Origin of the sequence: Methylomonas lenta (genome assembly GCF_001644015.1) — a bacterium.
Taxonomy (GTDB): domain Bacteria; phylum Pseudomonadota; class Gammaproteobacteria; order Methylococcales; family Methylomonadaceae; genus Methylomonas; species Methylomonas lenta.
In genome coordinates this window covers 1-12,833 of sequence record NZ_LUUI01000025.1, presented here as the reverse complement: position 1 = coordinate 12,833, position 12,833 = coordinate 1, and the positions used below count along the sequence as shown (strand labels likewise).

General features: G+C 46.0%; 11 protein-coding genes. 1 reads left to right on the top strand and 10 read right to left on the bottom strand.

Annotated elements, in window-relative coordinates:
• Nucleotides 1-153: 153 nt before the first annotated feature.
• The 5 genes from A1359_RS01780 to A1359_RS01760 are packed head-to-tail and all read right to left on the bottom strand — an operon-like array spanning nt 154 to nt 5,476.
• A complete protein-coding gene (locus A1359_RS01780; RefSeq protein ID WP_232322074.1) occupies nt 154-342 on the bottom strand; it encodes a hypothetical protein in 189 nt (62 codons plus the stop codon).
• A 3-nt stretch (nt 343-345) separates the two neighbouring features.
• Nucleotides 346-1,557: a type II secretion system inner membrane protein GspF gene (gene gspF, locus A1359_RS01775; protein ID WP_066977125.1), complete on the bottom strand. Its 1,212-nt coding sequence runs from the start codon at nt 1,555-1,557 to the stop codon at nt 346-348.
• Nucleotides 1,558-1,563: 6 nt separating this feature from the next.
• Nucleotides 1,564-3,072, bottom strand: a complete 1,509-nt coding sequence (gene gspE / locus A1359_RS01770) for a type II secretion system ATPase GspE (protein ID WP_066977122.1) — start codon at nt 3,070-3,072, stop codon at nt 1,564-1,566.
• Nucleotides 3,062-5,023 (bottom strand): type II secretion system secretin GspD, encoded by a 1,962-nt coding sequence (gspD, locus tag A1359_RS01765; protein WP_083960442.1) that lies wholly within the window; start codon nt 5,021-5,023, stop codon nt 3,062-3,064. Before gspD ends, gspE begins: the two co-directional genes overlap by 11 nt.
• 18 nt (nt 5,024-5,041) lie before the next feature.
• Nucleotides 5,042-5,476, bottom strand: a complete 435-nt coding sequence (locus tag A1359_RS01760; RefSeq protein WP_198159231.1) for a type II secretion system protein N — start codon at nt 5,474-5,476, stop codon at nt 5,042-5,044.
• A 350-nt stretch (nt 5,477-5,826) separates the two neighbouring features.
• On the opposite strand from A1359_RS01760, the gene A1359_RS01755 reads away from it, so the two are divergent.
• Nucleotides 5,827-6,249, top strand: a complete 423-nt coding sequence (locus A1359_RS01755) for a hypothetical protein (RefSeq protein ID WP_157200431.1) — start codon at nt 5,827-5,829, stop codon at nt 6,247-6,249.
• A 345-nt stretch (nt 6,250-6,594) separates the two neighbouring features.
• On the opposite strand, the gene A1359_RS01750 is transcribed toward A1359_RS01755, so the two are convergent.
• The 5 genes from A1359_RS01750 to A1359_RS01730 all read right to left on the bottom strand — a co-directional run bounded on the left by A1359_RS01750 (nt 6,595) and on the right by A1359_RS01730 (nt 12,752).
• Nucleotides 6,595-8,028 (bottom strand): alkaline phosphatase PhoX, encoded by a 1,434-nt coding sequence (locus tag A1359_RS01750; RefSeq protein ID WP_232322073.1) that lies wholly within the window; start codon nt 8,026-8,028, stop codon nt 6,595-6,597.
• Nucleotides 8,029-8,701: 673 nt separating this feature from the next.
• Nucleotides 8,702-10,474 (bottom strand): bifunctional metallophosphatase/5'-nucleotidase, encoded by a 1,773-nt coding sequence (locus tag A1359_RS01745; RefSeq protein ID WP_066977117.1) that lies wholly within the window; start codon nt 10,472-10,474, stop codon nt 8,702-8,704.
• A 10-nt stretch (nt 10,475-10,484) separates the two neighbouring features.
• Nucleotides 10,485-11,039 carry a VPLPA-CTERM sorting domain-containing protein gene (locus tag A1359_RS01740; protein WP_066977115.1) on the bottom strand — a complete coding sequence of 185 codons (555 nt, stop codon included), beginning with the start codon at nt 11,037-11,039 and terminating at the stop codon, nt 10,485-10,487.
• Between the two features lie 118 nt (nt 11,040-11,157).
• Nucleotides 11,158-11,874 (bottom strand): hypothetical protein, encoded by a 717-nt coding sequence (locus A1359_RS01735; RefSeq protein ID WP_066977111.1) that lies wholly within the window; start codon nt 11,872-11,874, stop codon nt 11,158-11,160.
• A 146-nt stretch (nt 11,875-12,020) separates the two neighbouring features.
• On the bottom strand, nt 12,021-12,752 hold the full coding sequence (locus tag A1359_RS01730) for a hypothetical protein (protein WP_066977108.1): 732 nt from the start codon (nt 12,750-12,752) through the stop codon (nt 12,021-12,023).
• Between the last annotated feature and the right edge of the window lie 81 nt (nt 12,753-12,833).

The following is a 12,833-nucleotide window of genomic DNA, read 5'->3' as shown; positions in this document are numbered from 1 at the left end:
TGAATTTAAGAGATCTTAAGGAAGGCGCATGTAACAAGTTCGTCAGCTGTAGGTGCGAATTCATTCGCACTGTGCGGATAAATCCGCACCTACACCGGATTCGTGCATAGGATATTTCATGCGCATTCCTTAGTAACTTCATTCAACAAAACATTAGATACTTATCGTTTTCCTCTGAATTGCAGGCGCAATAACAGCCATCAACCCAAGCAGAAACTGAATAAACGCAGCAGGCAATGGCACAACAAGCTGAGTACCTTGAATCACAATTTCACCGCCTGGAATTTGATAATATTTCTTGCCTAACCGCTCTTTGTCAAAGAGAGGAAAGTGCATAGGCAAAACCTATCTGATCAGCTGATTCATTTCAAAAATCGGTAACAGAATGGCCAGAACAATAGTCAGTACCACTAGCCCCATAATCAAAATCAATGCCGGCTCAAACAGGCCCATGGTCAATTCAGTCAAGGCCTGAATGTCGCGTTCCTGATCATCTGCAGCACTTTCCAGCATTCTAGGCAATTGTCCGCTGGCCTCGCCACTGGCAACCAAATGTATGGTCACTGGCGGAAACAGTCCACTCACTTCTAACGCCTTATTAAGACTTTGACCTTCACGCACCCGCACAGCGGCATTTTCTACAGCTTGCTGCATGGCAAGATTAGATAGTACTTGGCTGGCAATTTTTAAAGCTTCCAGCAATTCAACCCCGCTATTGGTCAGAATGGCCAAGGTGCGAGTAAAACGGGCCGTATTCATACCTTTAGAAAAAGGAGAGAGCACGGGAGCAGTCAACAACCAGCGGTGGAATAACATGCGTTGCCGTGGTAAACGCAACACGAACTTGACTGCCACAGACAGTATTACAGCGAGTACGAGTAAAACCAGACCGTAACTCTGTAAAAAGTTGCTGCAAGCTATTAATCCCTGAGTGATACCCGGCAACTCCTGGCCCATTTTGTCGAATACGCCGGTAATTTCCGGCACCACAAAGGCCAACAGGCCGATCACCACCAATAAGGATACCGAAGACAATAAAACCGGATAGATCATGGCCATTTGCAGTTTACGGTGTAACTGGCCTTTATCCCCCAAATAATCGGCCAGCTTTTCCAATACACGATCGAGTTTGCCGGATGATTCACCGGCCTCGATTGTGGCTCTATACATTGGTGGGAATGTGCTGGGAAAGCCTTGGCAGGCAACAGCCAGACTCTGCCCCTCCAAAACCCGACTTCTGATGGCTAATAATATTCGCCTAGCCTGCACAGACTCTAATTGTTGGGCGATAATATTCAAGGCATCGTCTATCGCCAACCCCGATTGCAGCAACGCTGCCAGCTGCCGGGTAATATGCGTTAGATGCCGCATCCCAATACGCTGGGCAAAAAAGCTCGATTGACCGGCGTGTTCTTTTTTGTGAACTGCTTGAATATCCAGCAGCGTTAACTCTTTTTGTTTGAGTTGCAACCTGGCACTTTTGATACTGTCACTCTCCAGTGTGCCTTTAACCTGGCGCCCTTTGTTGTTGATAGCCTGATATTCAAAAACCGCCATAGCCGTTTATTCCTTTAGGGTAATGCGAATGGCTTCGTCGAGACTGGTTTCACCTTTTAGCACTTTTTCCAATGCGCTTTGCTGAATACTTGGGGATGACAAACGCGCCTGTTTTTCCAATTCGATATCACCTGCCCCATCGTGGATTAACTGCTGCATGGTGCTATCCAGCTGGATCATTTCAAAAATACCGGCCCGGCCTTTGTAACCGTGATTGTGACAATATGCACAGCCTTGGGCATGAAATACCGTGACAAGTGGTTCGTTGCTGCGATAGCCCAGTTTGGCCAAATCCGAGGCAGGTACTTGCTCTGCAAGTTTGCATTGTGGACACAGTGTTCGAAGCAAGCGTTGAGCGATTACGCCGACTAAACTGGAGGCCAACAAAAATGGCTCCACACCCATATCACGCAAACGTGTAATGGCACCTACAGCAGTATTGGTGTGCAGGGTCGATAACACCAAATGCCCGGTCAAGCTGGCTTGAACGGCGATTTCTGCGGTTTCCCGATCACGAATTTCCCCGACCATGACAATATCCGGGTCCTGCCGCAGTATTGCGCGCAAGCCTTTGGCAAATGTCATCTCAACTTTGCTATTGACCTGAGTCTGACCCACGCCATCCAAATAATATTCGATAGGATCTTCTACCGTCAGAATGTTACGACTACGCTGATTCAATTGATTAACCACCGCATAAAGACTGGTGGTTTTGCCTGAACCGGTCGGCCCGGTCACTAAAATGATGCCGTGTGGACGAGCGATCATGTTTTGGATACTGCCAAGTTCATAATCCGACATGCCGATTTGTTTTAGGCTTAGTTGGCTGGCCTGTTTATCCAACAACCTCAACACCACGCGTTCGCCATGCCCGGAGGGCAACGTCGACACCCTGACATCAACCGTACGGCCGCCGATATTCAAAGAAATTCGTCCATCCTGTGGCAGTCTTTTTTCTGCAATATCCAGTCTGGCCATGACTTTCAAGCGGGATATCACCATCGGTGCCAGTTCGCGCTGGGGCTCGATAATTTCCCGTAAGACTCCGTCCACCCGAAACCGCACCACCATGCGTTTTTCATAAGATTCGATATGAATATCCGAGGCATTTTCTTTGATGGCTTCGCTTAATAATGCATTGATCAATCGAATGATGGGCGCTTCGTCGGCACTTTCCAAAAGATCTTCCGGTTTCGGCAAATTCAGCGCCATATCCGATAAGTCGAAACTATCCTGCATATCGTTGACCATTTTTTGCGCATGGCCGGACTTATGTTCGTAGACCGCTTGCAACAAGCGTTCAAATGCTTCCTCGCTAATCAATTGATACGCAGCTTGTCGATTGATAAACCGCCTTGCCTCAAGTATGGCCGTAGCAGTCGTTTTGCCGTGATAAGCAATCAGGACACCCGCGTCTGTATCATCCTGAATGATCACGCCATGACGCTTGGCAAACCCGTATAGCGGGAGCGGGACAGCGTCCGTAACCAAACTCAAAGCCAGATCATTGTCCATAGGGATTCAATGGTTCAACATCATGCGGAAATTGATAGCCTCCATCCGGCAACCCTTCTAACATGCGCTGCTGCTGTTGGTTTGAAGCTGGCGCAGAATAAGCCGGCTCATCCGGTAGCGCTTCCAACAGAGGCTGTTGTTGATTCGGCATTAAAAACACGCCATCTTTATTAAAGTCTTTTTGTTCGTTGCGTATGGAATTGTATTTACCCTGAGTTAAATCATTAGCCTTGCTAAGATCCCTGAGTATGGTAGGCCGTAGAAACACCATCAGATTAGTTTTTTGGGTGGTAGTCGACGTGGTGCGAAATAAGAAACCCAAATAGGGAATATCCCCCAGCCAAGGTACTTTATCGACTTTTTCTTTGATATCGTCCTTGATCAAACCACCTAAGACCAAGACTTTGCCATCATCCACCAAAACTGAAGTTTCAATTTCACGTTTATCAAAACTTTGTCCATCACTGCTAGGCGTTAGACTCGATACCTCTTGTGTCACTTTCAACTTGACCGCATCACCTTCGTTGATTTGCGGCAATACTTTAAGTTTTATGCCGATATCCTGCCGCTGAATAGTTTGAAAGGGTGTACTCACACCGGTACCTGCGCTCGGCGTGTATTGCCCTGTTGTTAAGGGTATATTTTGACCCACGATGATGCTGGCTTCTTCATTATCCAAAGTCACCAACGAGGGTGTCGACAATATGTTGACATCATTGTCAGTGGCAAAGGCATTGATCAAGGCCTTTAATTCGCTGCCAGCCAAATAACCAATACTCAACCCCTTGCCTACAGTGGAAATAAACTGCGACAGGTCGAGTGAATTGCCTGGTCTTTGCCTTGATGCAGCAAACACACCACCATCTGATTTGGTTTGCCATTCAACCCCAATTTGCTGATCTTTACCGTAACTAACCTCGGCAATGATGGCCTCTATATGGACTTGTGCACGACGAATATCCAGCTGACTGACGACAGCCTTCAAGGTACGCATCAAATCGTGTGGCGCGGTAATAATCAATGCATTGGCGGCTTCATCGGCACGGACATCAAAAGCCTTATCTGTAGTTGCCCTGGTTTTGGGCTTATCGGCATTTTCATCTTTTTGCGAACCAATGCCCGTCAGCGTTTCAACCAACTCCTTGGCCAAGGCATAGCGCATAAAGATGACTTCGGTATTACCGTCTCTTTCTATGGGTGTATCCAGATTAGCGATCAAGGCGCGTATTTGCAAGCGTAAGGCCGAGTCACCACCTACGATGATTGAATTAGACCGTTCATCCGCCACTAACTGGGGTGGCAGCTTTGTTTTGCCGGCATTGCTGCTGCTAATTAATGTATTTAAAGGTTGAATAATGTCGCCAGCGTTGGCATAGCGGAGCGCAATAATTTCAATCTGTTGAATATCACTCCTATCGATTTGATTGATAATGCTGACTAAGCGCTTCACGTTGGCGGCAGTGTCCGACAAAATCACCGTATTACTTTCGGGTACTGCGGCCATAAAGGCATATTGCGGCATTAACGGCATTAGGGTTTGCACGACCATGTTAGCGTCGATATGTTCCACTTGAACAATACGCGTCAATTGTTCATCGCCATTTTGACTACTTGAAATTAACTCGCTGTTGTCGCCATCCTGTTTTACCCCGGTATTAGGAATAATTTTAATCACATTGCCATTCGCCACCGCCGCATAGCCGTGCACTTTAAGTATGGATAAAAAAACATCGTAGACTTGCGAAGCTTTCATGGGGGTGGATGTAACAACCGATATATTCCCGGTAATGCGCGGATCAACGATAAAGTTCTTTCCTGTAGCATCGGAGACAGTTTCGATCAGCGTCCTGATATCGACATCCTTGAAATTCAGTGAAAACTCGTTATTTTCCGCAGCAAAAACCGGACAAAAAACGGCTACAAGAAAACCGATCAACAATCTCTTTTTCATTTAATTTTTTAATCAGGGTTAATCGGCAGCAGATAGCAAACCGGCATTATTTTTTTCGAGGGATAACGTCTCTTGACGGTTGTTGTGAAGCAGTACAACTTGAGAAGTCCGGATTGCCTGAACGCTGACCCCACCGGGCAGCTCATCACCCGGCTGGTATTTTTTTTGCACACCATCTTCCGCTTGAATGATGGCATAAACATTTTCTACGGACTGGTTTAGCCAGAAAACACCCAGCAGTCTCAGGTTTAATTGTGTTTCGGATATGTTCGAAGCTGCCGCTACATTCTCGGCCGCTTGGCCAAATAAATGCCATTCACTGATGAGCAAAAAATCCGGCGAGGGTTCAAGCTGAACGTTAACCAGCGGATACTCTGCCATTTTATAGTTAGAGTCAGCTTCCGCATCAGGCAAGAAAGCCAAACTGGACAATACATAGCTTAAATACACCATGCAGATCAGACCAGCAGTTAAAGGCAGCCATTTGCTGTCTTTCTTTTGGCTTTGCCTTGGAGATAACTTGTAAAAAAAATGTAAAAAATGCTTTGCACTCGTCATGGTATCGATTATGAAAGCGAAATATGACTGTTTTGTGACGATACAAAAAGATGACAGATTTGCAGCGATTTTGTCGCTGTAACAAAACCGTTATAAAGCTGTAACAAAAACCTTTTATCCTTTTGCTCTTTATTGCCATCCTAAGAAGAAGGATTCTGACGTTGCCTGATAACCAAATCGATTTAGTTGATAAAAAACAAATTGTTTCCATCCGGTTAAACAATGACGACCGTGCAGGGATCCGCATGACAGCAGCTCGGCTACTGGTAAGAGAATCCGAGTTATACCGATTTGCCGTTTGTCATTTATTAAACCGTCTGCATAAACTACATGATGACGCCAGTATAGGCAGCGATTTAATACCGCTATTTTTGGAGTTTAGGGAGGAATTTAATAATCAACTGAGCCTGAAAAAGCACCAGCTATTTAAAATCTTTAATGGTAGAACCCCACCGCAAAATAAATTCGTTGCCATGGCCGATATCGAATTGTTGCTGTTGCCGCAGCATAGCGTCAGACAGCGATTACATTCGACCCAGGAAGCATCCGGCCACAAGGACGCCTCTACCGAGATTTGGTTAAAAAACTACTTGTACTTCAAATACCAACTAGATGGCGATTTAATAAATATGACCGCAGAAGAACCTATTCTTATTGATAACGATTAAATCCCACTCTATAAAATACCTGCATTAACATCGAACTTACACCCGCTGATAGTTCGCACGCTAAACCAACAAGCAGCCGTTGAAGATTGCGCCAAAAGTAACTTCCCGTATGGTTCTCAGGCTTTGCGAGTGAACGCTCCAGCGTCGCTAACCGCAGAACTGTTCAGCTTGCACGCCCAAGCGAGTCGCAGAAACAATGCACTTGGGTTTCGAGAAGTTATCCAACCATATCCGAAACATCCCTAGCTAACCAAGGGCGAACCCTTGCTTATTCCTTGCAAAAAAAAACCCGACCTCACTGGCCGGGTTTTTTAGATCAAACAGTAGTTCTCTATTCCATTCCGCTTAAGCTTTACGACGTTTGAAACCCAAAAAGCCCATGATTGCAGAACCAAACAACCAGGCAGCGCCTGGTACAGGCACAGGAGCTGCCGTCAGTTCGATAGTGCGATCTATGCCATCAGCAGGATGTTGCACATTGATATAAGCTTTGTTTGAGTCAAACTTATCAAAATACAAGCCTGTACTTTCCGCGCCAGCAGTAGTCAAACTGATCCACTTTGAAACAGATTCAGCTACACCATCACGATCCGCGTCCATAGCAAACCATACATCTTCGACACCACCATCCTGATCTTCCACGACATAGATGTTACCTTCTGAATCGATAGCCAGATTATCTGGGTTGCTCCAAGCCCCGCCAACTTCGGAGCCAGTAGCAGCATCGGTAGTGTGGCTATCGGCAAACAATTTAACTTCCAAACTGGTTAAATTGAATGAGTAGACACGGCCACGACCATCTGCACGATCATTGTTGTCGTCAGAATCTGTTGTTGCAAAATACAGGAACTGATCGCCGCTAGACAGCGTTTGGATTTCCAAATCTTCAGGACGGTTGTAACCAGTACCCATAACGTTGGCATTGTCTGCAGAGACTCGACCATCGATAGTACCATCAGCTAATACTGTGGATGTACCTAGCAACTCACCACCATTGGCATTAGTTATCGCTTCCCACGTTGCAAAACCAGTGATAGCAGAACCATTGTTACCTTCGAATTGACCGCCATTACCCACTTTCAACGCAAAGGTTTGACCAGCCGCAAAGAAGTTATTGATATCGTTGGAAACGTATTTGTAAATCGAACCGCCATTTAATTCATCGACAAAATACAACGAGTTATCATTGTCGAAAGCCAAGCCTTCGTGCGAAACGCGTGGAATGATGCTTTGTTGGACAAAATTTGCATTGTTGGCGGTTGCAGTAGTTGCATTGTCGATTTCAAACAAGCGTCCTTTGCTGCTGCTTGAACCCCAAGATTCTTCTGCAGTTAAATAAGTACCCCAAGGTGTCCAAAGTGAGGCATCGCCCGATACAAAGCCTTGTGTGCCGGGAGCAACAATGGTTGTAGTACGTGTGTTGTAGTTGTTATCCCACAAATCGATACGTTGCACACCAGCAGCACTGGTTTCAAATGGCATAAACAAATAACGGCCTGCGTCTGGACCGGTTTCGTTCGCAGCAATCATATCCCAGTTGCCGGAATTTGATCCTGGCACTAAAGTATTTTGGGTAGCACGGTCAGCAATGGTTTCTTGGCTGAAGTTAGGAGAAGACAATTTATAAGGCGTTGCTGAACCTGGGTTTAGCGGTGTGGTATCCCCTGTCATTGGGGTAAAATTGTCGAATTCGGTATCTGCCGCATGTGCAGCAAATGGTACAACCATAGATACCAATACCGCAGAAATTGCCGCGACGTTTTTTTTCATTTTAAACATTGTTTGTATCCTTAAAAGTAAAAGCTAAATTTGGTTTATTTGCCCACAACACACGGACAACCCTTTTTACCGATGTTTAATGACAGGATGATTAAGTCTTTTTTACATTTCTGTGACACAGTTCCAGCTGCGTTTCACAAAACTTACTTTAAGGTGATTGCCAAATATCAATATGTCTGATTTGGACTGAATTTTTTGAGACGATTTCCCCTAACTCTACCTTGTTAGATTTAACTACCACTGTCATGCTCGCCGGGAAGCGGGTATCCAGTGCCATAGATGGCAAACTTCAAACCCTCCATGTAGTTAGATTATGGCAATCCAAGCCGGAATTACGGACGCTATGTGAATTCTAAAAAAAACCAAACTCAATGTAAATTTTCGACACCTTGCTGGCTAACTTCGCCCACTCCAACCACAAAAGTCACTAACGGCTTTAATTTGTTTTTTTTCAAATTCATAACAAGATATCGCGAGGAAGCTGAACAAAAAAAAGGCCTGTCGTCTTCTCATCACGACAGGCCTTAGGCAGATGCCCAGGAGTAAATGTCCGCTAGTTGCTTAGGGAAACGCTGTACAAATCGTCATCCCCGCCTAGGTGGTGAACCAGGACTTTGATTTTCCGGGTTCCCGCCTACTCGGGAACGACAAACCTGTTTTAATAGGCGTTTTCTTAGGGCAACACTGTTATTCTGGCTTGTGCGCCGGGGTTAACCAGAGGATCAATATTGAAATAACTTTCCAGTGCATCCATATCCAACGCACCACCCAGCTTATCCGTCCCTTGAGTCAATACATAAAACTGATCACCACCGTCCGCCAAAAAGTTGTTGACGGTAATACGGTAGCTGGCTGCAGGATCGACGGTTACACCTTTAATCATTATGCTGGCGGGATCTACGTTATCGCAAGGCGTTCCTTTTTCCTGCCAGGTATAGCTAAAGCCTTCTGATACTTGCAGAATTCGGTTGAACGGTTGGCCAGCGGCGGGTGCATTTGCAGGATAACTGTCTGTGCATCCGGTAAATTGCTGTTCCAGCAAGGTGCGAATCTGCGCACCGCTCAAGGTAATCGTTACCAAACTGTTGCCAAATGGTTGCACAGTAAAAGCTTCACCATAGGTGACATTACCGTCGCCTTCGTTTGCAACACCCGATGGATAGCTAAGATCGGCTCGAATACCGCCTGGATTCATAAAAGCAACTACAGCTTCACCAAAACCAACATTTTCAGTAGCGGCCAATTGCGCATCGGCAATCACATCACCCAACGCCGATTCCCCAGCTGCATTGACAGTGCGGGTGATAGTGGCGCTGATCGCTCCAATGACTCGATTGGCAACAGGTTCTGCAATGGCTTTGTAATTATCGACGATAGTTTTTAGTGTAGCATCCGGGGTTATTGCGCTATTGTTGCGATCAACCACGATATTATTCGCAGCCACATCAATCACATCGCCACCGACCCTATTGATAGTGACATCAATATCGGTCAACACCCTGCCTTGGGCGTTAGCGCTGGTCACAGAAATCAAGCGACCGGCTTTGTTGGCGATTTGGCAATTATAGGCTTGATGAGTATGGCCAGAGATGACCAAATCCACTGCATCATCCAATTGATTAACGATGGCTTTGATTGGAGAATCGTTCAAATCGTTGTCGCAAGTATTGATGGTTGACGCGCTTTGAGTAACAGGAATAGTGCCGCCCTGATGAATCAACACCGCAATAGCCTCAACGCCGCGTGCCCGCAGTTTTGGCAGCAAAGCATTAACCGTTGCGGCTTCATCTTTGAATTCCAGACCGGCAACCCCGCTGGGTGTGACTATCGTCGGCGTTTCTTTCAACGTCATACCGATGAAACCGACGCGAACACCGCCAACCACTTTAATTGAATACGCAGGAAAAATGGTCTTACCGTTAGCGGTATCTACGACATTGGCAGCCAGAAACTTAAATTGTGCGCCTTCGAATGGCACGAGTGTACCCACATCCGCCCCACGACAGGTATTCGGATCAGTCGGATGACAACCGCCATTTTGCATGCGTTTGAGTTCATCCTTGCCTTCGTCAAACTCGTGATTACCCACTGCATTAAGATCCAAACCCAGGCGGTTCATGGCTTCGATTGTGCCCTCATCATGAAACAACGCCGATATCAGAGGCGTCGCACCGATGATGTCACCGGCTGAGACCACGATGGTGTTAGGGTTCTGACTTTTTAATTCGTCAATATATCCGGCCATCCAATCGACGCCACCAACCGAAATAGTCGATGAACTACTGGGTGTTGGGCGAAATTTGCCCGGCGATTCCAGTTGGCCATGGAAATCGTTAAAAGCGACAATTTTAATCGTTTTGGTCGTGTGATTGGAGGGTACTGCGCAAGCGCTGCCAATCAAACCCAGACTTAGCGCTACCCCAGTTGCAAGTGCTGTAAGTTTCATCATAAGCCTCTTAAGCGTTAATAATACGGCGACGCGATACTGCGCCGAAAAAAGCCAAACCAATTGCATACAGCCAGGCGGCAGCCGGTAAAGGTACAGCTGTCAAGCTGACTGCACCGACGGTGGCATTGATATCGTCGCCAATATCATCTATCGCCGAAATACTTAACAAGCCGGTAATAGTGTGAGAACCAACACCTAATAGATAAACGCCTTGGCTGTAATCTGCATTGGAAAAGGCCTGATCGAAATCCAGCCCTAGACTGGTTGGATAATTGTTACTGGCTGTCGAGGTTTCGCCGAGCAATTGACCATTGTCAAACACCTGAAACTGATCACCGGAAAAACCACCGTCCACTACTTTCAAGTAAGCCGATTCAGTTAAAGTAAAGTCGAAACTTAATGCCCCACCGTCTATATCTATCCATTCCAAACCGCCTGAAGAGGCTGAGAATTCATCAACATCAAAGACATTCCATGCGCCATCGGCATTCAAAGTCGCTGCGTGAATCTGTCCGCTGTTTACCGCTAAAAAGGCGGCGGCTAAAATCATTTTTTTAATCATCAGGGATTACTCCTAAACAAACATTATTATCCGGTCGTTCTCTGTTAGAACGAGGCGCAGCCGAATTGACGAAGCGCCAACTTCTTATAATTGATACTTAGGCTAACTATTTATAAACCTAAGCTTTACGCCTTCCACCAACGGCTGTGAAACAGGCCAGCGCACTACCGAACAACCAAACAGCACCAGGAACAGGTACCGCTGAAAAACTGGTTGTGTCAGGTATTTGTGCTTCCTGAGCACCGCCTACCAAAATAGACCAGTTAGCTGCGTTATTGACTTGTGTACGGTAATCGGAAAAATTCACCTCACCGGCTCTGGCACCGATGTACTCAGCGTAGTCAGCGCTGTTTGTCAAAACCACGGCATTTATGCCGTCCGCCAAACCTGCTGGCGTCAGATTGGCAGTGCCTTCAGAGGAGATGCCCGTCAAAAATGTGCTGGGTGTGTTTATGTCGCTACCCAGATAGGCATAAATGGTTTCACTGGTAGCGCTGATACCAAAGTTCGAACCGGAACCTGAAAGTGTGCCGAACGAAGCTGTTCTGGCGTCTGTATCAATCGAACTGAAACGAATAACGGTTCCTGCAGAAATACCTGCTAAACCGGTATTCCAGGTATGAAAGCTTTCGCCGCTGTTAAAGGCACTACCATCCCATTCGTTATCGCTAAAATAGATTGTGCTATCGGCGGCAATATCGACGAAAGTCACCAAAGACCAGCCATCTTCATCGGCGTTGAAGGAAGTAAAGGCCAAGTCGCCGCTGCTTAGGGCTGCATTGGCTTCTACAGTACTGAGGCACAACAGGCTGGCAATCAGGGTTTTACGAAACATTGGGTTCTCCTTGCGTTTGGTTTTATGTGAGTGGATTTACGCAAGGTCAGAATAAAATTATTTTGTGACGTGGTTGTTATTAACAGATTAAGGTTTGGTGACATGTAATACGCGGCCACTGATGGGCCGCGTACATTTGGAACGATTTACAGACTCTTTTTACGACGACCTATTACCGTAAATAAACCAGCACTGATAAACAATACGGCAGAAGGCGGCAATGGCACGGCGGCAACATTTAAATTCAAACTGCTATCGATTGAAATTGCACCTTGATCCAGAAAAAACAAACCCTGATTGAAATCCGCTAAATCGCTGACGACTGCAATCGAAGCACTACCGGCTGATAATGCTTGAAAATGCAGGGTAGCCAGTGAAAAGGTTGAACCAATGGCATTGACATCCAAACCAGGAAACGCAAAACCAGCGGCATCCAACCCCACATCGGCAGAGCTATCGTCAAACAACGGATTAATCGTGCTGCCGAGAAACTGTAGCCCGCCAACACCTGTCAGCTTTGTATTGAAACCAAAGCCCAATATCAAATCATCCCTGCTGGTATAACCCAACAAACCATTTCCAATCAAGTCGATGTCAAAAATATCACCTACTCTAATATTGCCTCTGCCAGGTTCTGATTGAACACGTGGTTCAGATAGATTAAAACCTACATCGACAGATTGTATATTCACTGAGTCTGAATAACTGCAACTGCAAATCCAATTCCAATTTACAGCTGGCGCATCAGTCGTTAGCACTGAGCCTGAAATCGGTAAAACAAATAATGGTACACCGTCTACATATACGGTATCTGCCCTAGCAAAACCTTGCCCAAAAACAACCATCAAGAAAAATATCATCTTACTATTAATCTTCATTCTGTATCTCCATTCGCTTCATTGACTGTAATCTCTTAACTCAATTCGTCATAAATCTTACGAAGGAATGCGCATGAAACA

Bases quoted from the DNA above. Each gene is read 5' to 3' on its own strand.
- gspF (WP_066977125.1), bottom strand. From the start codon at position 1,557: ATGGCGGTTTTTGAATATCAGGCTATCAACAACAAAGGGCGCCAGGTT.
- gspE (WP_066977122.1), bottom strand. From the start codon at position 3,072: ATGGACAATGATCTGGCTTTGAGTTTGGTTACGGACGCTGTCCCGCTC.
- gspD (WP_083960442.1), bottom strand. From the start codon at position 5,023: ATGAAAAAGAGATTGTTGATCGGTTTTCTTGTAGCCGTTTTTTGTCCG.
- A1359_RS01760 (WP_198159231.1), bottom strand. From the start codon at position 5,476: ATGGTGTATTTAAGCTATGTATTGTCCAGTTTGGCTTTCTTGCCTGAT.
- A1359_RS01755 (WP_157200431.1), top strand. From the start codon at position 5,827: ATGACAGCAGCTCGGCTACTGGTAAGAGAATCCGAGTTATACCGATTT.
- A1359_RS01750 (WP_232322073.1), bottom strand. From the start codon at position 8,028: ATGTTTAAAATGAAAAAAAACGTCGCGGCAATTTCTGCGGTATTGGTA.
- A1359_RS01745 (WP_066977117.1), bottom strand. From the start codon at position 10,474: ATGAAACTTACAGCACTTGCAACTGGGGTAGCGCTAAGTCTGGGTTTG.
- A1359_RS01740 (WP_066977115.1), bottom strand. From the start codon at position 11,039: ATGATTAAAAAAATGATTTTAGCCGCCGCCTTTTTAGCGGTAAACAGC.
- A1359_RS01735 (WP_066977111.1), bottom strand. From the start codon at position 11,874: ATGTTTCGTAAAACCCTGATTGCCAGCCTGTTGTGCCTCAGTACTGTA.
- A1359_RS01730 (WP_066977108.1), bottom strand. From the start codon at position 12,752: ATGAAGATTAATAGTAAGATGATATTTTTCTTGATGGTTGTTTTTGGG.